Raw genomic sequence first — 23,529 nt, 5'->3', positions numbered from 1 at the left:
CGCGGTATCACAGCAGCCTACCGGCCGCAAAGGCGGCGATTTGTCTGGCACCACGCGGGCGGGCTGCTTACATCCTTGAGGATGCTCGATATCCACACCACCACCGCCCAGCCGCACGTCACCCGCCGCGCGGACTATACCCCGCCCGAATGGCTGGTGCCCGATATCGCGCTCGATTTCGATCTCGCGCCCGAGGCGACGCGCGTGCGCGCGACGCTGTCGGTGACGCGTAACGCCGGTCACGGCCCGCTGCGGCTCGACGGTGCCGGGCAGACCCTGCTGTCGGTGAAGGTCGACGGCGTCGCGGTCAACGACTGGAGCCACGACGGCGAGGCTTTGGTGCTGCCGCTGTCGGGCGAGCGCCACGTCGTCGAGACCGAGGTCGAGATCGCGCCCGATCGCAACACGCAGTTGATGGGCCTCTACGCCTCGGGCGGCAATTTGTGCACGCAGTGCGAGGCGGAGGGCTTCCGCCGCATCACCTATTTTCCCGACCGGCCCGACGTGCTGAGCCGCTACAGCGTGCGCATGGCGGCGGATAAGGCGCGCTTCCCGGTGCTGCTCGCCAATGGCGATCCGGTGGCGCAGGGCGATCTCGATGGCGGGCGGCACTGGGCGGAGTGGAACGATCCCTTCCCCAAGCCCTGCTATCTGTTCGCGCTGGTGGCGGGCGATCTCGTCGCCAATCGCGGCACGTTCGTCACCATGTCGGGGCGCACCGTGGAGCTCGGCATCTGGGTGCGCGCCGCCGACGTCCCCAAGACCCACCACGCTTTAGAGGCGCTCAAGACGTCGATGGCGTGGGACGAGCGCGTCTATGGCCGCGAGTATGATCTCGACGTGTTCAACATCGTCGCGGTCGACGATTTCAACTTCGGCGCGATGGAGAACAAGGGGCTCAACGTCTTCAACAGCCGCTACATCCTCGCCGATCCCGACACCGCGACCGATTACGATTTCGACGCGATCGCGGCCGTGGTCGCGCACGAATATTTCCACAACTGGTCGGGCAACCGCGTGACGTGCCGCGACTGGTTCCAGCTTTCGTTGAAAGAGGGCTTCACCGTCTATCGCGACCAGGGTTTCTCGGCCGATCAGGGCTCGGCGGCGGTCAAGCGGATCGAGGATGTGCGGGGGCTTCGCGCCGCGCAGTTTCCGGAGGATTCGGGGCCGCTCGCGCACCCGATTCGACCCGACGAATATCAGGAGATCTCGAACTTCTACACCGCGACGATCTACAACAAGGGCGCGGAAGTGATCCGCATGCTCGCGACGATGCTGGGACCACAGGCGTTCCGCGCGGGCACCGACCTGTATTTCGCGCGCTTCGATGGGACGGCGGCGACGTGCGAGGATTTCGTCGCCAGCCTTGAGGAGGCGAGCGGCATCGACCTCACCCAGTTCCGCCGCTGGTATAGCCAGGCGGGCACCCCGCGCGTGAAGGCGCAGCTTTCGCATGACACGGGCGGCGGCCGCGCGATCCTGACGCTGTCGCAGACCGTGCCGCCGACGCCGGGCCAGCCGGTCAAGGCGCCGATGGTGCTGCCGCTCAAGCTCAAGCTGTTCGGCGCGAACACCGCGCGGCCGTTGAGCGAGGAACGCCTCGTGCTGCTAGAGGACGAAGCGGCGGAGATCGCGTTCGAAACCGTCACCGAACGGCCGGTGCTGTCGATCAACCGTGGCTTCTCCGCCCCCGTCATCATCGAGACCGACCGCACCGCCGCCGATCTCGCCTTCCTGTCGGCGCATGACGACGATCCGTTCGCGCGCTACGAGGCGATGCAGCAACTGATGCTCGACACGCTCGTCGCCGCCGCCAGCGGCATGCGCGCCGACCAGAACGCGGTGGTCGCGGCGATCGCAAACACGCTGGACGATGCCGCGCTCGACCTTGCCTTCATCGCCGAGGCGGTGCTGCTCCCCTCGGAGAGCTTCGTCGGCGACCAGATGGCGGTGGTCGATCCCGAGGCGATCTTCCGCGCGCGCGAGGCGCTGCGCCGCGAGATCGGCCGCGCGCTCGAACCGCGCTGGCGCGCGGCGTATGCGCAGGCGGCGGCGACCGGCGGCTATGTCTATTCGCCCGAGGCCAAGGGGCTGCGCCGGATGAAGACCGTCGCGCTCGGCTATATCGCGGCGAGCGGTGCGGCCGATGCCGGCGCGCTTGCCTTCGCGCAGTTCGAGGCGGCCGACAACATGACCGACCGGCAGGGCGCGCTCACCACTTTGGTCAGCAGCGATGCGCCCGAGCGGGTGCCGGCGCTCGACATCTTCTACAACCGCTATTCCGACAATGCGCTGGTGCTCGACAAATGGTTCCAGACGCAGGCGCTCGCCCAGCGCGAGGATACGTTGGCGGCAGTGCAGGAGCTTGCGCAGCACCGCGCCTTCACGCTCGCCAACCCCAATCGCGCACGCTCGTTGGTGGGGGCGTTCAGCGTCAACCAGCGCGCGTTCCACGCGGTGTCGGGTGCGGGCTACCGCTTCGTCGCGGACCAGTTGATCGCGCTCGACAAGCTCAACCCGCAGACCGCCGCCAAGCTGCTGCCCCCGCTCGGGCGCTGGCGCCGCTACGACATGGCGCGCGCGGGGCTGATGAAGGCCGAACTGGAGCGCATCCTCGCCACGCCGGGGCTCTCGAAGGACATGTTCGAACAGGCGTCGAAGAGTCTGGCCGGATAGAGTTTGTTCGCGCAGAGGCGCAAAGGGCGCAGAGATGTTCCGCACGCAGCGCGCCGCATCTTTCGTCGAGAGGTTCGACACGCCGCCTCGAAACACACTCTCTCTGCGCCTCCGCGCATCCGCGTGAACGAAAAGCCAAGAGCACCGAACGAGGAAAATTGGCATGCGGAGGCGGAGACGCGGGGATTTTCAAGCGCTGACGCGCGGAACGTCGCCTTTGGCGCAACCCCTCTGCGTCCCCTGCGCCTCTGCGCGGAATTCTCTTAAAACAACCGCCCGCCGTTCGGCACGCCCTGCGCAGGCGTCACCAGCACCACCTTGCCGTCGGCATCGGGAAAGCCGAGCGTCAGCACTTCGGACAGGAACTTGCCGATCTGGCGCGGCAGGAAATTGACCACCGCCGCGACCTGCCGCCCCGGCAGGTCCGCCAGCGCATGACGCTCGGTGATCTGCGCGGAGGATCTCTTGATCCCGATCACCGGGCCGAAGTCGATCACCAGCTTGAACGCGGGCTTGCGCGCCTCGGGGAAGGGCAGCGCCTCGATGATCGTGCCGACGCGGATGTCTACCGCGAGGAAATCGTCGAAGGCGATTGTCGGCGCTACGTCAGCGGCTGGATCGTGCGTCACGTGCATCGTCTTACCTCCCGTTCGTCCCGAGCGAAGTCGAGCGACGTGGCGCAGGTGCCTCGACTTCGCTCGGCACGGACGGCGGGGAAACCTTAAAAATCCGGATCGTCGTAATGCGGGGTCGGCTGGATGCCGTCCATCCGCTCGGACAGCAACGGGCGGAAGCTCGGCCGGCTCTTAAGCCCGCGATACCAGCGCGCGGTCTGCTCGTGGTTCTTCCAGTCGATGCCGCCGAGATAATCGACCACCGAAATCTGCGCCGCCGCCGCCAGATCGGCGAGCGTCATGGTCGATCCCGCCATCCAGTTGTGATGATCGAGCAGGTAATCGGTGTAATCGAGGTGCCGCACCGCCGCGCGCATTGCCTCGCGCAGCACCTTCGAATCGGGCGACTGGCGGGTGACGAGCCGCTTTTCCATCCGCTCATGGAGCAACGGCGCGGTGATGTCGGCGAAAAATTGCGAATCGAACCAAGCGACCAGCCGGCGGATCTCGGCGCGATAGGCGGCGGGACCGGAGATCATCGCCGATTTCTCGATCGTCTCCTCGAAATATTCGCAGATCGCCATCGAATCGATCAGCAGCAGCCCGCGCGTCTCGTCGGTCACTACCGGCACCTGCCCCGCCGGGTTCATGTCGATGAACTCGTCGCGCCGCACCCAAGGCGATTCGCGCACCAGCTCGTAGCCGACGCCCTTCTCGCCCAGCAGCAGCCGGACCTTCCGCGAGAAGGGACAGAGCGGGAATTGGTAGAGTTGCCACATTCCGCCCGTGTAGCCGGGCGGCCGGGGTCGCGGAAGGGCGGATTCGGCTCCCGGCGAAACAGCCGTTCCCCGAGACGAGTCGGGGAACGGCTGGGACGCGGATTACTCCGCCGCTTCAAGCGCCTCACGGTCATCGAGCGGGTGGCTGAGCCGCGACAGCATCTCCTTGGGCACGACCTGCCAGAAATGCTCGATCACCCGGCCCCAATCGTCGAGCAGCGCGCCCGACCATTTGCTGTCGGTCGCGGCGTGATGCGCGCGGACATGCGCGAGCAGCACCGATTCCCAGTGCGACGAGGACAGCCGGTTCCAGGTGATGTTCTCCGGGTTGGCTCGCCGCGCGAAGCTTTCGTCGGGATCGTACACGAACGCCATGCCGCCGGTCATGCCCGCACCGAAGTTGGTGCCGACCGCGCCGAGCACGACGGCGGTGCCGCCGGTCATGTACTCGCAACCGTTGGCGCCGCAGCCTTCCACCACGACGGTCGCGCCCGAATTGCGCACCGCGAACCGCTCGCCCGCTTGGCCCGCCGCGTACAGCTTGCCCGAGGTCGCACCGTACAGCACGGTGTTGCCGATGATGGTGTTCTCGTTCGACTTGAGCGGCGAGGACACCACCGGACGCAGCGCGATGATCCCGCCCGACAGGCCCTTGCCAACATAATCGTTGGCATCGCCGAACACTTCCAGCGTGATGCCCTTGCACAGGAACGCGCCGAGGCTCTGCCCGGCCGAGCCGCGCAGGCGGATATGGACATGCCCGTCCGCCAGCGCGTCCATGCCGTAGGTGCGGGTGATCTCGCTCGACAGCCGTGTGCCGACCGCGCGGTGCGTGTTGCGCACCGAATAGGTGAGCTGCATCTTCTCGCGGCGCGAGAACACGGCGGCGGCATCCTTGATGATCTGCGCATCGAGGCTGTCGGGCACGTCGTTGCGGAACGTAGACAGGCTGAAACGCCGCTCGAAATCGTCCGCATCGACCTTGGCGAGGATCGGGTTGAGGTCGAGATCGTCGAGATGCTCGGCGCCGCGGCTGACCTGCCGGAGCAGCTCGGTACGGCCGATCACCTCGTCGAGGCTCTTCACGCCCAGCCGCGCGAGAATGTCGCGGACTTCCTCGGCGATGAAGGTCATCAGGTTGATGACCTTCTCGGGCGTGCCGGTGAACTTCGCGCGCAGGCGCTCGTCCTGCACGCACACGCCGACCGGGCAGGTGTTCGAATGGCACTGGCGCACCATGATGCAGCCCATCGCCACGAGGCTCAAGGTGCCGATGCCGAACTCCTCCGCGCCGAGGATCGCGGCGATGACGATGTCGCGGCCGGTCTTAAGGCCGCCGTCCGCACGCAGCTTGATCCGCCCGCGCAGCCCGTTGAGCGTCAGCGTCTGGTTGACCTCCGACAGCCCCATTTCCCACGGCGTGCCGGCATATTTGATGCTGGTCTGCGGGGATGCGCCGGTGCCGCCAACGTGTCCTGAAACGAGGATCACGTCGGCGTGCGCCTTGGCCACGCCCGCCGCGACCGTGCCGATGCCCGCTGAGGAGACGAGCTTCACGCACACCCGCGCGCGCGGGTTGATCTGCTTGAGATCGTAGATGAGCTGGGCGAGATCCTCGATCGAGTAGATGTCGTGATGCGGCGGCGGCGAGATCAGCGTCACCCCCGGAGTTGCGTGGCGCAACTTCGCGATGAACTCGGTCACCTTGAAGCCGGGAAGCTGGCCGCCCTCGCCGGGCTTCGCCCCTTGCGCGACCTTGATTTCGATCTCGTCGCAGGCGTTGAGATATTCCGCCGTCACGCCGAACCGGCCCGATGCGATCTGCTTCACGCCGGAATTGGCGTTGTCGCCGTTGGCGTAGGGCGTGTAGCGCAGCTTGTCCTCGCCGCCCTCGCCCGACACCGCTTTCGCGCCGATCCGGTTCATTGCGATCGCCAGCGTCTCGTGCGCCTCCGGGGAGAGCGCGCCGAGCGACATGCCGGGTGTTACGAAGCGCTTGCGGATTTCGGTGATCGCCTCGACCTGATCGACCGCGACGCCCTCGTCCGGGTAGTTGAACTGGAGCAGATCGCGCAAATACACCGGCGGCAACGCCTCCACCCCGCGCGAGAATTGCAGGTAGGTGGAGTAGCTGTCCGTGCCCACCGCCGATTGCAGCAGGTGCATCAACTGCGCCGAGTAGGCGTGCGTCTCGCCGGTGTGGCGCTGGCGATAGAAGCCGCCGATCGGCAGCGTGACCACGGCCGCGTCGAACGCCGCCTCGTGGCGCAGCTTGGCGTTGAGGTGGAGCGAGGCATAGCCTTCGCCCGAAATCTTCGCAGGCATGCCGGGGAAGAAATCGTTGACGAGGCTGCGCGACAGCCCGACCGCCTCGAAATTATACCCGCCGCGATAGCTGGAGATCACCGCGATCCCCATCTTCGACATGATCTTGAGCAGACCCTCGTCGATGGCATGACGATGGTTGGCAAGGCATTCGTCGAGGCTCAGCCCCTCGAACAGACCGCGCGTGTGGCGGTCGACGATTGCGGCCTCCGCCAGATAGGCGTGCACCGTGGTCGCACCGACGCCGATCAGCACCGCATAATAATGCGTGTCGAGGCATTCGGCGGTCTGGATGTTGATGCTCGCGTAGGAGCGAAGCCCGCGCCGGACGAGATGCGTATGCACCGCCGCCGCCGCCAGCACGCCGGCGATGGCGATGCGGTCCGCGCCGACGTTCATGTCGGTGAGGAACAGCTCGCTCTTGCCCTCGCGCACCGCCTGTTCGGCTTCGGCACGGATGCGGGCGATCGCGGCGCGCAGCGTCTCGGGGCCGCCACCGGTCGCGAAGGTGCAGTCGATCTCCGCTGCCTGGCGACCGAAATGCGCCTTCAGCCGCGCCCAGTCGACACCGGTCAGCACCGGCGATTCGAGCACCAGCACACCGTCGCGCCGACCCTCGGTATCGAGGATGTTGGCGAGATTGCCGAACCGCGTCTTGAGCGACATGACGTGCCGCTCGCGCAACGGGTCGATCGGCGGGTTGGTCACCTGGCTGAAGTTCTGGCGGAAGAACTGGCTGATAAGACGCGGCTTGTCCGAGATGACGGCGAGCGGCGTATCGTCGCCCATCGAGCCGATCGCTTCCTTGCCGCCTTCGACCATGGGCGCGAGGATCAGCTCCATATCCTCGAGCGTCTGCCCGGCGGCGACCTGACGGCGGGTGAGATCGGCGCGGTCGAACCGCGTCGTCGCATCCGCCGGTGCTGACGGCAGATCGCCGATCGCGATGAAATTGCCGATCATCGCGGCATAATCGGCCTCGCCGGCAATCTGGTCCTTGATCGCGAGATCGTTGAACACACGGCCTTCGTCGAGATCGACCGCGATCATCTGGCCCGGGCCCATCCGTCCCTTGTCGATGATGGTCGATTCGGGGACCACAACCATGCCGCTCTCCGACCCGACGATCAGCAGACCGTCCGAGGTGCGCGTGTAGCGTAAGGGGCGCAGCGCGTTGCGATCGACCCCCGCCACTGCCCAGCGCCCGTCGGTCATCGCGAGGGCAGCGGGTCCGTCCCACGGCTCCATCACGCTCGCGAAATATTTGTACATGTCGAGATGCGCCTTGGGCATCTCGCCCTTCGGCCCCCACGCCTCGGGCACCAGCATCAGCTTCGCGGTGGGCGCGTCGCGGCCCGAGCGGACGATCGCCTCGAACGTCGCGTCCAAGGCGGCGGTGTCGGAGGCGCCGGCCGGGATCACCGGCTTGATATCCTCCGAATGCTCGCCGAACGCGTTGGCGGCCATCTTGATCTCGTGGCTGATCATCCAGTTCTTGTTGCCACGGATCGTGTTGATCTCGCCATTATGCGCGAGGCAGCGGAACGGCTGCGCCAGCCACCATTGCGGGAAGGTGTTGGTCGAATAGCGCTGGTGGAAGATCGCCACGCGGCTCTCGAAACGCTGGTCGGTCAGGTCCGGGTAGAACACCGACAGCGATTCGGCGAGGAACAGCCCCTTGTAGATGATCGACCGGCACGACAGCGAACACACGTAGAAGCCGCTGATCTGCGCGGCGATCACCCGCTTCTCGATGCGGCGGCGGACGAGGTAGAGATCCTTCTCGAACTCGGCGGCGCTCTGTTCGTCGGGCATCGGCCCGGCAATCATGATCTGCTCGATCTCGGGGCGGGTCGCCTGCGCCTTTTGGCCGATCACCGACACATCGACCGGCACCTGCCGCCAGCCGTAGATCGTATAGCCCTGCTCGATGATCGCGCTTTCCACGATCGTACGGCACGCTTCCTGTGCGCCGAGATCGGTGCGCGGCAGGAAGATCATGCCGACGCCGAGGCGGTTGGGCAACATGCGGTGGCCCGATGCGGTGACGGCATCGTCGAAGAACTTCACCGGCAGGTCGACGTGAAGCCCCGCGCCGTCGCCGGTCTTGCCATCGGCATCGACCGCGCCGCGATGCCACACCGCCTTCAGCGCGTCGATCGCCGACTGCACCACGCGGCGCGAGGGCTTGCCATCGGTCGCGGCGACGAGGCCGACGCCGCAAGCGTCGCCCTCGAACTCGGGGCGGTACATGCCGTGCTCGGCGAGATACTCACGTTGATCGGTCATCATGATGCCTTCTGGTCGGCGGTGTCGGCCGCAGCCTTGGTCAGATAGCGGCGCAGGATGGCGCGCTTGCGCGACTGCACGTCGGAAATGATCTGCGGGTAGAGTTCGCCATAGCGCTGCCCCACCGGCGTTTTGAAGAAGCGGGTGATCTCGTCCATCTCGGCGACGGTGAAGCGCCGCGCATAGATGCTCTGGCTCGCCGCGATCACCTCGTCGAGGATAGCGGACACGCTGTCGGCGAGACGCGCGCGCATCGCGTTGCTCGGATTGGCGATCGCCCGGCAGGTCTGCATGTTACGGCCGTCGATCGCACGCTGAAGGCACTCCCCCGCCATCTCGAGTTCGGTCGTGCGAAGCCCGTCCTGGATCGTCACAGCCTGGCGTTCACGAAACCGGCTGGCGACAAGCAGGCGGGCGGCGGCGGCGCGGCGCGCGTCCATGTCGGCGGAGCTGGAGGATTGCGCCGCCGGCTGCGTCGGGGTCGCACGCGAAGCCGGGGCGGCATGCGTCCCCGGTGTCACCACGCTGTCGAGACGCGTCGCCGAGGGGCGCGTCGGCGCGGGACGGGGCGCAGCGGTCTGCGCGAGCACCGGCGAGGCCAGTGACAGACAGATCAACGCACGCACGATCATGCCGCGACCTTCCCTGCGCCCGCCTTCGCCTTGAGGTAGCCGTGCATCGTCGCCGCCACGTCGCGCCCGTCGCGGATCGCCCACACCACCAGACTTGCGCCGCGCACGATGTCGCCCGCCGCGAACACGCCGTCGAGCGAGGTCATCAGCGTCTTGTTGTCGACCAGCACCGTGCCCCAGCGCGTGACGCCCAGTTCGGGCGCGCCGAACAACACCGGCAGATCCTCGGGATCGAAGCCCAACGCCTTGACGACGAGATCGGCGGGCACGTCGAAGCCGCCGGCCGGATCGATCTCGGGCGCGCGACGGCCGCTCGCATCGGGTGCCCCAAGCCGCATCCGGCTCGCCTTGACGCCCGATACCGCATCGCCGGCGAGGAACGCCTCTGGCGCGGACAGCCAGACGAACTCGACGCCCTCTTCTTCCGCATTCGCAACTTCGCGCTGCGACCCCGGCATGTTGGCGCGGTCGCGGCGGTAAAGGCACTTCACGCTGGCCGCGCCCTGGCGGACGGCGGTGCGCACGCAGTCCATCGCGGTATCGCCGCCGCCGATCACCACGACATGCTTGCCGGCCGCATCGAGGCTGCCGTCATCGAACGCGGGCACCGCGTCGCCGAAGCCCTTGCGGTTGGAGGCGGTGAGGTAATCGAGCGCATCGACCACGCCGTTCGCATCGACGCCGGGCGCCTTGATCGCGCGCGGCTTATAGACGCCGGTGGCGATCAGCACCGCATCGTGGCGTGCGCGCAGTTCGTCGAGACTGGCGTCGCGGCCGATCTCGAAGCCGTTGTGGAACACGATGCCGCCTGCCGCGAGCCGCTCGACCCGGCGTGTGACGACGTACTTCTCCAGCTTGAAGCCGGGGATACCATAGGTGAGCAGGCCGCCCGACCGATCATAGCGGTCATAGACATGCACCTCATAGCCGAGCGTGCGCAGATAGTCCGCCGCCGACAGCCCCGCCGGCCCGGCGCCGATCACCGCGACCGACTGCCCCCGCGCGGGGCCGGGCACGAGCGGTTCGACCCAGCCCTCGTCCCATGCCTTGTCGGTGATGAACTTCTCGACCGAGCCGATCGTCACCGCACCGTGGCCGGAGAATTCGATCACGCAATTGCCTTCGCACAGTCGGTCCTGCGGGCAGATGCGGCCGCAGATCTCGGGCATGGTCGAGGTCGCGTTCGACAGCTCATACGCCTCGCGCAAGCGCCCCTCGGCAGTGAGGCGGAGCCAATCGGGGATGTGGTTGTGCAGCGGGCAATGCACCGAGCAGTACGGCACCCCGCACTGCGAGCAGCGCCCGGCCTGATCCTCTGCGGCCGGCGTCGCATACCGGTTCGCGATCTCGCGAAAGTCCTCGGCACGTTCCTCGGCAGAGCGCTTGTCCGGATAGCTCTGCGAGCGGTCGACAAATTTCAGGAGATGTTCGTTCGCCATAGGTGCCTGCTGTGGTTGCAGGCGCGCTATACCGTCAAAAACGGGCGCTGTCACGCAATTCCGCAACTTTAGGTAAGTATTCTTTACCTAAAAAGGTTCAGACGGATCGCAGCGCACTCGCTGGCGGGACAATCATCATCTACATACTTCCGCAACGGTCCTATTTCGTCAGCAGCCAGACCAGGGCCGCGCCGCCGGCGACGATGCGATACCAGGCAAACGGCGAAAAACCGCGCTTGCCGACGATCCCGACGAACCAGCGCACCACCAGCAGCGCGACGATGAACGCCACCACGAATCCGATCGCGATCGCTCCAAAGCCGACCCCGCCGCCACTCGCCAGCTCATGCCGGTTCTTGAACAATTCCAGTGCGGTAGCGCCGAGCATCGTCGGGATCGCGAGGAAGAAGCTGAACTCCGCCGCCGTGCGCCGCTCGACCCCGAGCGTCAGCGCGCCGAGGATCGTCGCGCCCGAACGGCTCACCCCCGGGATCATCGCCAGACACTGGATGAAGCCGATGCCGATCACCTTGGGCAGCGGGATCTCGGCCACGCCGGCGATGCTGCCTTCCTTGACGGTACGCTCGATGAACAGGATCGCGAAGCCGCCGACGATCAGCGCCACACACACCGTCAGCGGCGATCCGAGCAGCGCTTCGATATGCTTGTGCAGCGCCAGCCCGATCACCGCCGCCGGCAGGAACGCGACGAGCAGGTTGCGCACGAACCGGATCGACACCGAGTCGCCCCGCAACAGCCCCGAAAGCACCGCCCAGAACGTCCGCCAGTACAGCACCACGATCGCGAGGATCGCGCCGAGCTGGATGACGATGTTGAACACCTCCCAGGTGGCCGAGTCGTAGCCGAGCAGCGCGGAGGCGAGGATGAGGTGCCCGGTGGAGGACACGGGCAGGAACTCGGTCACGCCTTCGACGATGCCGAGCAGGATGATGGTCAGAAGATCGGTCACGCACATTCCCCTTGGCGGCGCGCGCTACCAGCGCCGCCGCTCCGCCACGCCGCGACGCTCCGCCGTTCAGGCGGCAGCGCGGGCGCCGAATCTCCCGTTGCGGCGATAGCTGACCAGCCACGTCGGCGCGACCGCATCGAGCGGCGTCGGCGAAATTTTAAGATCGGCGAGGCCGACCGCGGCGCTGCCCACCACATTGTCCTGCTGGAGCATCTTCCACTGATCCTGCGTGATCGGCGCGCCCGGCAGCGCCCCGCCCATCGCGATCAGCCCGCCGATCGCGTCGGGCAGTTCGAGGAAGGTCGGCTTGCGGCCGATCGCACGCGCGATCCAGTGCATCAGTGCGCCCATCGTCATCACGTCGGGACCGCCCAGCTCGAAGGTCCGGCCCGCGGCCAGTTCGGGATCGGCGATCGCGGTCGCCACCGCCTCGGCGACGTCGCCGACGAACACCGGCTGGAACCGCGTCTGCGCGCGCAGCACCGGCACGATCTTCGCGCTCGCGATCATCCCGGCGAAGCGGTTGAGGAACTGGTCCTCGCGCCCGAACACGATCGAGGGGCGCAGGATCGTCGCCTGCGGGAACGCCGCCCGCACCGCCGCCTCGCCCTCGCCCTTGCTGCGGCCATAGGCGGATGCGCTCGCCGGATCGGCGCCGATCGCGGAGACATGGACCAGCGTCTCAACCCCAGCCGCACGCGCCGCCTCCGCGACGACGCGTGCGCCCTCGACATGCACCTTGCGGAAATCGCCCGACAGGATGCCGACCAGGTTCACGACCGCATCCGCGCCCGCCACCGCATGCGCCACCGTCTCCGGCTTGGTCACGTCGGCACCGACGAACTGGACATTGCCGAACGTGCCGAGCGGCTTGAGGAACCACGCCGCGCGCGGATCGCGCTGCGCCACGCGCAGCCGCACCTCGCGCGCGAGAAGCGCCTGCGCGACATAGCGGCCGAGAAAGCCGCCGCCGCCGATCACCGTCACCAGCTTGTTCTTCATGCTCGTCGATCCCTCATGCTGACCCGCGAGGCGCGCGCCGCCGCCTCAAATCACGCTTTTGCCCTTGCCCCAGCAACAGGGCTGTTGACAAGGCCGCTCAACCCGCCCTAAAGGCCCGCCCCTACCCCGTGCCCAGATGGCGGAATTGGTAGACGCACCAGCTTCAGGTGCTGGCGATCGCAAGGTCGTGGAGGTTCGAGTCCTCTTCTGGGCACCAATACTGGCTCTGGAGACGTCCAGCAGCATCCAGTAAGCGGCTGGTTTCACAGCATTTCTTGACCGAGAATGGCCAGACATCGTCCGGCGAAATCCGGCTAAGAGCAACAGCAGCAGCCACAAAACGTGGCTCTTTTTGGGGCTCTCGGATCGACCCGGCTTTGCTGGGAAAACGACCATGCTGACCTACATCCAGATCAATGCCGCTAAGCCGAAAGAGAAGGCTTGGAGCCTGAGCGATTCTCAAGGCTCCTTCTCTTGATCCAGCCCGATGACTCGAAGCTATGGCGCTTCAGGTACCGATTCCTCGACAAACAGAAGACCCTTCACCTCGGCGGATGGCCGCAGGTCAGCCTCGCGGACGCCCGCGTGCGACGCGACGAGGCAAAAAAGAAGATTGCTGACGGCATCGATCCAGCGCTTGAGAAGAAGCGCGCCCGGATTGCCGCCAAGTTCGCCGCTGCCAAAACGTTCGAGGCGGTAGCCGAGGAATGGCTCGTCAAATGCGAGCGGGACGGTCTCGCGCCGGTGACCGTCGACAAGATTCGTTGGCTTCTCGCCAAGGCCTATCCGTTGCTCGGCACCATCCCGATCGCACAGATCACGCCGCGTGAGGCGCTTGCCGTGCTTCGCAAGGTCGAGGCGACCGGCGCCTACGAAAGCGCACGGCGCATGCGGAGCGTCCTCAGCCGCGTGTTCCGCTATGGCGCCGCCACGGTTCGGTGCGACAAGGATGTCGCCGCCGACCTTCGCGGCGCGATCGTCGTGCCCAAGGTCAAGCATTTCGCTGCCATAACCCGGCTCTCCGAGGTCGGTACGCTGCTCCGGGCGATCGACGGCTATACCGGGCACAAGGTGACCGTCATGGCCATGCGGCTGTCGCCACATGTGCTGCTACGTCCCGGCGAACTCCGACAGGCCGAGTGGACCGACATCGATTTCGAGGAGGCGATCTGGTTCATTCCTGCGGAGCGGATGAAGATGCGACGCCCGCACCGCGTCCCGCTTTCGCGGCAGGTGATCGAAATGCTCAAGGAGCTTCACGAGCACACCCACTGGTGGAAGTATCTGTTCCCGTGCCTCGGCAAGCCGCGCAAGGCGATGTCGGAGAACGCCGTCAATCAGCGCCTCCGCAAGCTCGGCTACACGACCGACCAGATGACTGCGCACGGCTTCCGGGCGATGACCGCCACCTTGCTCAACGAGATGGGAGATTGGAACCCGGACGCGATCGAACGCCAGCTCGCACGTCGATACCAACCAGGTCTGTCGCGCCTACGCGCGCGGTGAATATTGGGACGAGCGGGTCGAAATGATGCAGCACTGGTCGGACTATCTCGACCAGCCACGCGACGGCGGGAAAATCCTGCGGTCGTCCTTCCCGGCGGCCCGGCGCGCCTGACCGCTGTCAGGGAACGTGTCGATTGCGGAAAGGCATCGACACGTCCCAAAGGCAACGCCGCAATTGCCCTCATCCTCCCACCTAAATTCATGAGCACGAACCATATCGAAATACGTCAAACCCACCCCGCTCGCATCGCCCATCCCCGGCGGCGTGTCAGTCGGAAGCCTGCCACAGGCGAAGCGCCACAAGCGAAAGTTCGATGCGGTCATCACCATCGAGGAACCTGGCGCCCGGCCGAACATGCAACTGAGGTTCGCGCCCGACCCAGGCCGGGCGCATCTGGTCCTCCAGTTCGAGGATGTCGACACGGATAGCCTCCGTATCCGCGTAGCGAAGTTGGGAGACGTAGAGTGGGCGGTCGTTTTCGCGCGGTTTTGGACCGACCGTTCGCTGCTAGTGCATTGTTTTCACGGTGTGGGACGCTCCGCCGGAGTCGCGCTTGCGATCCTCGCCGATCGCCTCGGTCCCAGAAATGAGGCGCAGGCGCTGAAGCAACTGCTAGCGGTCAGGCCCGAGGTCACGCCGAACCTGGTCGTGGTTGCGCTCGCCGACGAGCTGCTTCGACGATCAGGCAGGCTGGTGGCGACGGTCGCGGCCTGGGAGGCTAACGCGCCCGATCTTGCCGAGGCCCGGGCGATGCGCCTGCATTTCGCCCGGACTCGTCCCGAACTCTATGCGCGAGCCCGCAAAGGGCCCATCGAATGACCAGCCGTTCATCTTAACCATCCGGCTCCGCTCGACTGCGAGTGAGTGCCTTCAGGCTCGCGAACTGAACCAGCGTACAGCGGCCGACCTTCACCGTGTCGATGTCGCCGGACTGGATCAGCTCGTAAATCCGCAAACGGCTGAGGCCGGTAATGCGGACGGCGGTCGAGATGCGCACCGTGAGTGGTTCGATCTTCTGTTCTCAAGCCCGCTCGATCATGGCCGCCCCCTGCGCGCTTCGTCGCGCGCCCGGACGAAGCTGCGGTCGCTTTCGAGAAAAGATGCCAGCATCGCCGGGATCAGCTCGATCACCGGCTCTTCCCGGCCGTAAGCCCGCGTAAAGCGCGGCATAGTCGTTGAGAGCGCTTTGCAGATCGGGCGTGATGGTGATGGCGAGCTTCACTGGCGTGCGGTCGGGCAGCTTGCCGAGTTTAAGATCGACCATGTTCACGCCCCCGCCGTGCCGCGCCACGGCGCGAGGATGAGGTCACGGGTCACTAGAACGCGGACGGGTGCGCCCGGCCGGATCGTGATTGTGAACTGGATGTCGAGATTTCTTTGTGTGATCTGATCACCGGCGCGCGCAGTGTTCGTTTGGGCAGATTCGCGGATCGCCTGGACGAGATCGCTTTCACTGGAGATCGAGAGTTCCGAGCCGACACCAAGCAGGGTGGCGATAGCGACGCCCTTGAGCAGCGTCCAAGTGTGAAAATCGACTTTGTCCGTCAGACCCGCGTAGCCCGCCGGATCGGTCGCGGCATGTTGTCGAGCCGGATCGAACCACTATCGGGCAGGATGAGGCGCTGCCATACGACCAGAGCGAGCCGCTGTGGGTCTTTTCACGCACGATGTTCTGCGTCGGATTGTAGATTTCCATTCTTCCCTCGCACGGCTGATCGATTCAGCGAAGGGTCATCGTGAAAACTTCAAGACGCCTCGAGGCGCGCAGCAGCTTCGTGCACGGCAACTTCTCCGCCACGGTGCTGCTGGCACAGGCACTGGCCGAGCAGATGCTCGCGGCCATGCCTACGTTGGGGCTCGACGCTGAACCCACCCCGAAAAAAAATCGATTTTAGGAAACGCTCAAACGATGCCGCGCACGCGACATGATCAGTCAGCGTGATGCAGACGACCTCGAACGCCTGATGGAGTTGCGCAACCCGTTGTCGCACCTGCGCCGTGATGCGACCTTTGCCATCAGCATGGCCGTGCGCCTATTGGCTCTGCCGATGATCCGGCTCGGCGACTGATGGCTCGCCATCCCGGCACAATGGTCGCCATATCCATTGAGAGTCGAGTGCTTACGCACTCTGCTGCTGCTTCACACCGATCAGCACATTCGTTCCTCATGCGCTGATCAGCGAGCGCAGCGGATCCAATGAAGAAGGGGCGACAGCAATCTCAATCATCAACTCGGGAAGAGGATACATGTCTGTTCCCCCCGCACCTGAGCAGACTTACATAAAGGACATCGATAGATGCCACGATCACCGCGCCCGCCGCGTAGGCAATGGCTAGGAGGGCCGCCATCGCGCCAAGCGCCGCGCTGCCGAACTCCTTGGCCAGCAAGGGGCCGCAGATCAGGAAGCCCGAACCGATGATCGAAGCGAGCGGGGTGACAGTGGCCCGCCACCCTTCGCTGCGCGCGAACTTGCTGACGGTCAGCGCAACGATGACGATGGTCGCGACGATCAGGGCGATGGCGACGATCATGCGGTTCCTCTCAGCCAGGCAGTGCCGTCACGCAGACGGCGCTTGTAATCGGGTTCGGCCAGGGCCCTGAGCAGATCGTCGGCGCGGCCGAGCACTGCGTCACGGCACGCGCCGTCCAGCGCGCCCTCCGCGAGCGCGCGAAAGGCGTGCGTCTGTGCACCAAGGGTCGCGATGCGGCCCGGATCATCGCAGCCGAGCGCGACGTCGCCGAGCGCGTTGATAAAGTGCTTTCCGGAGATCATGTCGGCGCTAGCATATTGGGCGAGGGCGCCGAAGGCGCGATCGACGAAGTCCTCGAACGTCACCGGATGCGCGATGACGCGGAGCGTCCCGTCCTCGTCGGCGCGCAGGCACGAAGGCAGGTCGCGCCGCGCGAGATCCGCCATTGCCGCGCCGAGCCAGTCGAGACAGCTGTTGGTGGTGAACGGATCGTTGACCCCGGGTGACAGGGCGCGCGCGGCGATCTCGACCAGCTCGTCGATCAGGAAGCGCAGATCCTGCAGCGCGGTGCGCCGAGCGCCGAGCGCGAAGGCATCGCGCAGCGCTTGGGTGGCGTCCTCGTCGCACGCCTCGGCAGGCCAAGCCTCCAGCAGCACGCTGCCCTTATGCGCGAAATCGCCGGACTGATATTGCAGGTGGATCACCAGATCGTGTGCCCGCGCGGCCTCCACCAGCGTGGCTTCGTCGATTAGTTGGATGTAGCCGATGTCCTTCGAACGGACGGGGGCGCGGCGCTCGAAGTCGGCAAGGGTCGCATCGTCTCGGAAGGCGGACGGGATGCGCGGATCGTCCGCCCGCTCGGTCAGCGGCTGGCCGACGAAGACTGGAAAGCGCGCGTCGATCTCCGCGATCAGCCGGTCGCCGATCCGCTCGATCACATTGTTGATGTGGATCCGCATCGGCACGTGGTGGATGAAGAAGATCAGCACCGCAATCGAGCAGAGGACAAGGATCAGCGCCACCAGAAGTGCGAGCTGCGGCACGAAGGCGGGTGCGCCGGCGCCACTCTCGCCGGCCGAGCGGATCGTGCGCAACACCACCAGCGAATAGACGAAGGTTGCGATGAAGGTGCCGAGCGTCACCTGGTTGCCGCGATCGGACATGAAGTTGCTGAGCAGGCGCGGGCCGTACTGGCCGGAGGCATAGACGACCGCCGCGATCGTCATCGAGAAGGTCGTGCCGGCGACGCCGATCATCGATCCGCCGATCGAGGACAGCAGGCTGCGCGCGCCGTCGGGCCGCGCGGCGTACAGCCATGGCAGCCCGTCCATCCACGTCGAGCCGGCATGACTGTCGACATAGACCATCGCCAGCGCCAGCAGCAGCGCGGCGACCGCCATCACGGTCGGCACGAACCAGTAGCTCTCGCGCAGGTCGCTCGACCAGCGCAGCAGGCGTGCCCTCATGCCGCGTTCCTCGCATCGGCGGCGGTCAACCGTTCCAGCACCCGCTTGATCGTGCCGCCCTGCACGATGACGGAGAACAGGACGACGACGTAGGTGGCTGCCAGGATCACCGAACGCGCCGGCCCGTCCGGTAGCCCGAGCGCCAGCGCGACCGAGATGCCGCCGCGCAGGCCACCCCAGATCAGCGTTACCGGCGCAACGAGGCCATAGCGGTGCCGCGGCCGGATCGCTCGGAGTGGCAATAGCACTGACAGTGAGCGGGCCGCGAGCGCCAGCGGGATCGCGGCGAGGCCGAGGACGACGAGGCGGAGATCGCCGGGGATCGTCACCACCTCCAGCCCAATCAGCAGGAACAGCACGGTGTTGAGGATATCGTCGATCAGATCCCAGAACTTGTGGAGGTAATCGCGGGTCGTCTCGCTCATCGCGTGCGCGACGCCGGCATTGCCGATGATCAGCCCCGCCACCGCCATGGCGACCGGCCCGCTGGCGTGCAGCGGCCGTGCGATGGCGTAGCCGCCCATCACGACGGCGAGGCTGATCAGCACCTCCACCTTGTAGTCGTCGATGGAGCGCATCATCCGGAATGCGATCCAGCCGATGACGAGCCCGAGCAGGACGCCGCCGCCCGCCTCGACCGCAAACAGCTTGACCGCATGGGCGACGGAGAAGACGTCGCCCGACAGCGCGGAGGCGAGCAGGATGGTGAAGACGACCACGCCGACGCCGTCGTTGAACAGGCTCTCGCCCGCGACCGTCGCCTCGAGCGTCGGCGAGACGCTCGCGCGCTTGAGCACGCCCATCACTGACACCGGATCGGTTGGGCTGATGAGCGCGCCGAATACGAAACACCAGATCGCCGGCAGCTCGAACCCGATCGCGCGCGACAGCAGCAGGAAGCCGCCGCCGACGAGGACGGTGGAGAGGACGACGCCAATCGTGCTCAGCACGATGATCGGCCAACGCCCGCGCTGCATCTCGCCCCAGTCGACGTGCAGCGCACCCGCGAACAGCAGGAAGGACAGCATCCCGTCCATCAGCGTGGTGCGGAAGTCGATGCCGGCGATGAACCGCACGATGTCGCGCGCAAAGTCGGCACCTGGCAGCAGCCGGTCGATCGCGACCACCAGCAATGAGGCGATCGCGCCCATGACCGTCAGGCCTATCGACGACGGCAGCTTGAGGAAGCGGTAGTTGAGATACCCGAGCGCGGCAGCGAGGACGATGAGGATCGCCGCCGCGTCGAACGGCATGAGAGCAAAGCCGCCAATCACCGAGCACCTCCGATTGACAGGCTGAAGCGCTGGCCGCCGCTGGGCGCGGGCGCGGCGGCGATACCCTGCGTGGCCAGTGCCGCAGCGACCGCTTGCGCGCGCCGTTGGGTAAGGTTGGGCCGCACTGGCGGGTCGCCGATCGGCAGGCCGGGGATGCCCAGCGCCGGCACGTTCCAGCGCCGAGCCGCCCAGGCCGAGGTCAGAACCGCCGCGCGTGCGGGCGTGTCAAGCGTGTCGACGTTGTCGGCGAAGGCGATTTCCGGCAGCGGGCCCTGCGGCGGAACGATCGCTACGCTCCAGCCGTCGGTCTCGGCGGCGGCGCGCGCCTCCAGCGTGCGATAGGTGGCGATGGTCGCGCCGGGCAGCGGCACCGCGGCGGCGGTCGCCCGGCGGTGATCACGATCGATGGTCACATCCTCCGCCGCGACTCCGGTAATCAGCGCGATCATTCGTGCCAGCGCCGTCATGCGCTGCGCCTCGAGGTTCGTCTGGTCGCCGGCCTGTCGCAGCTCCTCGCGCTGCGCGTCGAGCGCGCCGGCGCCCGCTTCGAGCAGGACCTGATCGATATCGAGACGGATCGGGCGGCCCAGCGCATCCTCAATCGCCTTCTGCAGTAGCACCGTCTTCTGCATCTTGCCGCGCGGCGTGATGACGACCGCGCGGACGACGTTGGGTTCGCGGTCGAATGCCACCTCCAGCTGGGTCACGCGGGCGTCGCTGCCGAAGCGATCGTTAAGCAGCGAGCGGACCTCGGATACTGTCAGTGCCTCGCGCGCGATGCGGTTCAGCGCCAGCCCGAGCGGGACCGCCATGACCGCGAAGACCAGTAGAAGCACGCCGGTCTGCATCCAACTCTGGCGGCTGGAGAGGTGATGCCCGAAGCCATAATAGCGCGCCATCACGGTCGCCGAGAGCGCAATGGTGATGAAGTTCGTGACGAAGAGCGCGAACGCCCCGCCCAGCACGGGCATGTTCCACGTCGCCAAGCCGTAGCCGACCACGGCGAGCGGCGGCATCAGCGCCGTGGCGATCGCGACTCCGACGATCGTCTCGCCGCGACCACGAATGATCGCGAAGCTGCCGGCCAGCGCGGCGAACAGCGCCACCGCGAGATCGAAGAGGTTGGGGCGGGTGCGCGCGACGATCTCGGCCGTGGGCGCCTGCAAAGGCGACACGGTCACGATCAGTGCGGTAAAGGCGACTGCGGCGAACGAGCCGATCGCAAGCGCCAGCAGCGACCGCCGCATCTCGGCGAAGTCGAACAGTGCGAGGCTGAAGCCGAACCCAAGGATCGGGCTCATGAGCGGCGAGATCAGCATCGCGCCGATCACCACCGCTGGCGACGACAGCAGCAGGCCGAGCACGGCAATGCCCGCGGACATCATCGTCATGAAGGCGTATCGCGGCGACCAGCCGCTCTCCTCGACGATGCGGGCGATCACAGCCTCATGGTCGATCGGCCCGACCACGCTGCGACGCCACCAGCGATACAGCGCAAGCCGCGCTATTCCGGCATTTACGCGTCTGCCAGCGCCGTGGGCGCGCTCGGACAATCCTTCCATGCTCACTCCGCCGTCTTCGCCGCTGCACCCACCGCCGCGCCGGCCCGGTACAAGACCGCAAATCCGATCATACCGGAACCGCAAATCCGATCATACCGGAGAGGAACGATCCTGCCAAAATGCCGATCCTGGCCTCGGCCTGCAGCAAAGGACTGCCGGGAAACGCCAGAAGCGTAATGAAGATGCTCATCGTAAAGCCGATCCCGCAGAGGAGCGCAGTACCCAGCATCTGAGTGCGGCTCGCATGCGCGGGAAGGTCCGCAAAACCTAGCCGAACAGCAAGGGTCGAGCACCCGAGAACGCCGACCGCCTTGCCGATCATCAGCCCGGCGGCTGCACCGAGGGTGATCGGAGCCATCAACGCCTCGGGGGGCAGTCTCAGGATCGGCACGCCGGCTTTCGCCAGCTCAAGGAGAGGCGCGACGAGGAAGCCGATCGGCTTCAGCAACACGCGCTCGAGCCGATGCAGGGGACTGGTGCAGTCGGCGTCGGGACGGCGGGGCGTGCGCTCCATCGGAATGACGAAGGCCAGCATGACCCCGGCGAGCGTGGCGCGGGTGCCGGATCGTAGCACGAGCACCCACAGGATCAGTCCGACCAGCAGGAAAAAGAAGGCCATCAGGCCATCATTGATCCAGTGCCGCAACGAGAGCGGCCCGATCCCGGCGTCAAGGATCGCATGTAATCCGGCCCCGACGGCGAGTTGGCGATCAGCAGCGCCGCTACAGCAGCGGCCATGAGCACGATCCCGGCAGAGGACTTCGCTTCGAGAAATCGGCGGATGCGCTTGGATGCGCATGAGCGTGGTACATCGTATGATCGTCCGGACACGGCTGACGGCCGCTGGCGGCCCGACCAGCGTGAAAGCCTGCCCGCACCGACGAATTGGAAGACGAACACCCAATCGTACCATTGCATTAGCCCCAGATGATCGCAACCGTTTGTCTGATGATGCACCAGATATACATGTCATGCTGGAAGTACGTTGCGGTTGACTAGCATGACCGATGTCGATTGAAGCTCGACCAATTGTTTCTGACCTGCTCCCCAGAAATCATGCCATTGGTAAGTTAGCTCGTCAGATGGAGACGAGCGATGCGGCGAGGCCGTTTACCGAGAACCATATCATTGGCGTGCTGCGTGAGCACGAGGCTAGCGTGAAGACCGCCGAACTGTGCCGGAAGCACGGCATCAGCGATGCGACATTCTGCAACTGGGTGGCGAAGTACGGCGGCATGACCGTGTCGGAAGCGGCGCAGTTACGAACGCTCGAGGACGAGACCGGCGGCTGAAGAAGCTGCTGGCGGAATCGATGCTGGACGTGTCGGCGTTGAAGGATCTTCTGGGAAAACTGACCCGGCCTGTGGATCGCTACGCTGCGGTGGAGAAGCTGATGGCTGACTACGGCTTCTCCGAGCGTCGCGCCTGCAGGCTGATCGGGGTCAATCGGTCGGCATGGCAATATGAGCCGGTTCGCGGGCGGAGCAGCATAGGTTTCCAGCGATGCGCAGCATCGTTGGAAAGGCTGCGGAGGGAGGACGATGCTGTGCGTGAGCGTATGCGTGAGATTGCGAACGAGCGTCGCCGGTTCGGCTATCGGCGGCTGGCGATCCTGCTCAGGCGAGAGGGGAAAGGCATGAACCTAAAAAAGGTGTACCGGCTGTATCGCGAGCGTCTGGGGTGCGTAAGCGTGGTGGCCGGAAGCGCGCGCTCGGCACGCGGGTACCGATGGCGATCCCGCAGGAACCCAACCAGCGCTGGAGCCTCGACTTCGTGTCGGATGCATTGGCCTGTGGCCGGCGGTTCCGCTTGCTCAACGTCATCGACGACTATAGCCGAATGCTTGGCCTGCATCGTCGACACCTCGCCGTCAGGGCGGCGGGTCGTTCTTGAGCTGAGCGCCATTGCCGAACGTCGCGGGCCGTGCACGGGTGGTCAGCGATAATGGTACGGAGCTGACCAGTCATGCGGTGCTCGCGTGGTGCCAGGACACCGGGGTCGAGTGGCATTGAATCGCGCCGGGCAAGCCGCAGCAGAACGGCTTTGTGGAATCGTTTGATGGTCGCTTGCGCGACGAGTGCCTGAACGAACACCTGTTCCCATCGCTGGCTGCGGCGAGACGGATCATCGAGACATGGCGGACGGACTGTAACACCGTGCGTCCGCACAGCAGCCTTGGCGGGCTGGCACCCGCCGAGTTACGAACCGCCCCCGCCACGGGCATAAGGACACCGAAGCTAACTTATCAGCGGCCTGAAAACGGGGAGCAGGTCACGAGCGCAGCGGTTACCGCGAGCGCGACCGCGGATAGGGCTCGGAACGGTTGAGCTACGTATTCTTAAGCTGAGAACCCACAGCTGTTTCCCGCCGCCAACGACAACACCCCCGGCTCTTGCGAGGCTGTGGTTTTTGGAGTGTCGTGGTATCGGTTGCAGCGACCCGCTTGAGCAGTGTCCGACATGCGCTATTCGTCTCCGTTAATTATATTTTGTTTCTGTTGCTTTGTGGAGCGGACGCTG

General features: G+C 65.9%; 17 protein-coding genes, 1 tRNA gene and 5 pseudogenes. 7 read left to right on the top strand and 16 right to left on the bottom strand.

The window, feature by feature from the left end:
• Window positions 1–81 precede the first annotated feature (81 nt).
• Complete coding sequence (gene pepN, locus AC3ANX_RS00475) at window positions 82–2,679, top strand: aminopeptidase N (RefSeq protein ID WP_488335097.1); 2,598 nt, start codon at window positions 82–84, stop codon at window positions 2,677–2,679.
• A gap of 263 nt (window positions 2,680–2,942) precedes the next feature.
• Here pepN and AC3ANX_RS00470 read toward each other — a convergent pair whose 3' ends face one another.
• The 7 genes from AC3ANX_RS00470 to AC3ANX_RS00440 all read right to left on the bottom strand — a co-directional run bounded on the left by AC3ANX_RS00470 (window position 2,943) and on the right by AC3ANX_RS00440 (window position 12,729).
• A complete protein-coding gene (locus AC3ANX_RS00470) occupies window positions 2,943–3,314 on the bottom strand; it encodes a tRNA-binding protein (protein ID WP_488335096.1) in 372 nt (123 codons plus the stop codon).
• Between the two features lie 86 nt (window positions 3,315–3,400).
• On the bottom strand, window positions 3,401–4,072 hold the full coding sequence (locus AC3ANX_RS00465) for a glutathione S-transferase family protein (protein ID WP_488335095.1): 672 nt from the start codon (window positions 4,070–4,072) through the stop codon (window positions 3,401–3,403).
• A gap of 102 nt (window positions 4,073–4,174) precedes the next feature.
• Window positions 4,175–8,686, bottom strand: coding sequence for a glutamate synthase large subunit (gene gltB, locus AC3ANX_RS00460; RefSeq protein WP_488336848.1), 4,512 nt, complete (start codon window positions 8,684–8,686; stop codon window positions 4,175–4,177).
• Window positions 8,686–9,318: a DUF2059 domain-containing protein gene (locus AC3ANX_RS00455; RefSeq protein ID WP_488335094.1), complete on the bottom strand. Its 633-nt coding sequence runs from the start codon at window positions 9,316–9,318 to the stop codon at window positions 8,686–8,688. The genes gltB and AC3ANX_RS00455 overlap by 1 nt, the downstream gene beginning before the upstream one ends.
• The gene (locus tag AC3ANX_RS00450; RefSeq protein WP_488335093.1) at window positions 9,315–10,757 is read right to left on the bottom strand and encodes an NAD(P)-dependent oxidoreductase; all 1,443 of its coding nucleotides are present in this window, start codon (window positions 10,755–10,757) and stop codon (window positions 9,315–9,317) included. The genes AC3ANX_RS00455 and AC3ANX_RS00450 overlap by 4 nt, the downstream gene beginning before the upstream one ends.
• A gap of 160 nt (window positions 10,758–10,917) precedes the next feature.
• Window positions 10,918–11,727, bottom strand: coding sequence for an undecaprenyl-diphosphate phosphatase (locus tag AC3ANX_RS00445; protein WP_488335092.1), 810 nt, complete (start codon window positions 11,725–11,727; stop codon window positions 10,918–10,920).
• Window positions 11,728–11,793: 66 nt separating this feature from the next.
• Window positions 11,794–12,729 (bottom strand): complex I NDUFA9 subunit family protein, encoded by a 936-nt coding sequence (locus tag AC3ANX_RS00440; RefSeq protein ID WP_488335091.1) that lies wholly within the window; start codon window positions 12,727–12,729, stop codon window positions 11,794–11,796.
• Window positions 12,730–12,859: 130 nt separating this feature from the next.
• Here AC3ANX_RS00440 and AC3ANX_RS00435 point away from each other — a divergent pair.
• From AC3ANX_RS00435 to AC3ANX_RS00425, 3 genes and pseudogenes are all read left to right on the top strand, one after another.
• Window positions 12,860–12,946: transfer RNA gene (locus AC3ANX_RS00435), tRNA-Leu, on the top strand.
• 177 nt (window positions 12,947–13,123) lie between these two features.
• Window positions 13,124–14,347, top strand: a pseudogene (locus tag AC3ANX_RS00430) (tyrosine-type recombinase/integrase).
• A gap of 153 nt (window positions 14,348–14,500) precedes the next feature.
• Entirely contained in the window at window positions 14,501–15,055 is a 555-nt protein-coding gene (locus AC3ANX_RS00425) for a tyrosine phosphatase family protein (protein ID WP_488335090.1), read from the top strand.
• Window positions 15,056–15,068: 13 nt separating this feature from the next.
• Here the strand turns inward: AC3ANX_RS00425 and AC3ANX_RS00420 are convergent, their stop codons facing one another.
• From AC3ANX_RS00420 to AC3ANX_RS00410, 3 genes and pseudogenes are all read right to left on the bottom strand, one after another.
• Window positions 15,069–15,233: a DNA-binding protein gene (locus AC3ANX_RS00420; RefSeq protein WP_488335089.1), complete on the bottom strand. Its 165-nt coding sequence runs from the start codon at window positions 15,231–15,233 to the stop codon at window positions 15,069–15,071.
• Between the two features lie 38 nt (window positions 15,234–15,271).
• Window positions 15,272–15,500, bottom strand: a pseudogene (locus AC3ANX_RS00415) (DUF2274 domain-containing protein).
• Window positions 15,501–15,502: 2 nt separating this feature from the next.
• A pseudogene (locus tag AC3ANX_RS00410) lies at window positions 15,503–15,885 on the bottom strand (TraB/TrbI/VirB10 family type IV secretion system protein); the annotation flags it as partial.
• 87 nt (window positions 15,886–15,972) lie between these two features.
• Between AC3ANX_RS00410 and AC3ANX_RS00405 the strand changes: the two are divergent.
• Entirely contained in the window at window positions 15,973–16,131 is a 159-nt protein-coding gene (locus AC3ANX_RS00405) for a hypothetical protein (RefSeq protein ID WP_488335088.1), read from the top strand.
• 30 nt (window positions 16,132–16,161) lie between these two features.
• Entirely contained in the window at window positions 16,162–16,305 is a 144-nt protein-coding gene (locus AC3ANX_RS00400; protein ID WP_488335087.1) for a hypothetical protein, read from the top strand.
• A 151-nt stretch (window positions 16,306–16,456) separates the two neighbouring features.
• On the opposite strand, the gene AC3ANX_RS00395 is transcribed toward AC3ANX_RS00400, so the two are convergent.
• The 6 genes and pseudogenes from AC3ANX_RS00395 to AC3ANX_RS00370 all read right to left on the bottom strand — a co-directional run.
• Window positions 16,457–16,768, bottom strand: coding sequence for a hypothetical protein (locus AC3ANX_RS00395; RefSeq protein ID WP_488335086.1), 312 nt, complete (start codon window positions 16,766–16,768; stop codon window positions 16,457–16,459).
• A complete protein-coding gene (locus tag AC3ANX_RS00390; RefSeq protein WP_488335085.1) occupies window positions 16,765–18,174 on the bottom strand; it encodes a DUF2254 domain-containing protein in 1,410 nt (469 codons plus the stop codon). Before AC3ANX_RS00390 ends, AC3ANX_RS00395 begins: the two co-directional genes overlap by 4 nt.
• Complete coding sequence (locus tag AC3ANX_RS00385; protein ID WP_488335084.1) at window positions 18,171–19,427, bottom strand: cation:proton antiporter; 1,257 nt, start codon at window positions 19,425–19,427, stop codon at window positions 18,171–18,173. The genes AC3ANX_RS00390 and AC3ANX_RS00385 overlap by 4 nt, the downstream gene beginning before the upstream one ends.
• Before the next feature lie 17 nt (window positions 19,428–19,444).
• Window positions 19,445–21,010, bottom strand: a complete 1,566-nt coding sequence (locus AC3ANX_RS00380; RefSeq protein WP_488335083.1) for a DUF389 domain-containing protein — start codon at window positions 21,008–21,010, stop codon at window positions 19,445–19,447.
• Between the two features lie 67 nt (window positions 21,011–21,077).
• The gene (locus tag AC3ANX_RS00375) at window positions 21,078–21,629 is read right to left on the bottom strand and encodes a Na+/H+ antiporter NhaA (protein ID WP_488336847.1); all 552 of its coding nucleotides are present in this window, start codon (window positions 21,627–21,629) and stop codon (window positions 21,078–21,080) included.
• A 3-nt stretch (window positions 21,630–21,632) separates the two neighbouring features.
• Window positions 21,633–21,809: pseudogene (locus AC3ANX_RS00370) on the bottom strand (hypothetical protein); the annotation flags it as partial.
• A 283-nt stretch (window positions 21,810–22,092) separates the two neighbouring features.
• On the opposite strand from AC3ANX_RS00370, the pseudogene AC3ANX_RS00365 reads away from it, so the two are divergent.
• Window positions 22,093–23,337 (top strand): annotated as a pseudogene (locus AC3ANX_RS00365) (IS3 family transposase).
• The last annotated feature ends 192 nt before the right edge of the window (window positions 23,338–23,529 follow it).

The organism is Sphingomonas sp. BRN-1R (assembly GCF_057748035.1).
This window is presented reverse-complemented; position numbering and strand designations above follow the sequence as displayed.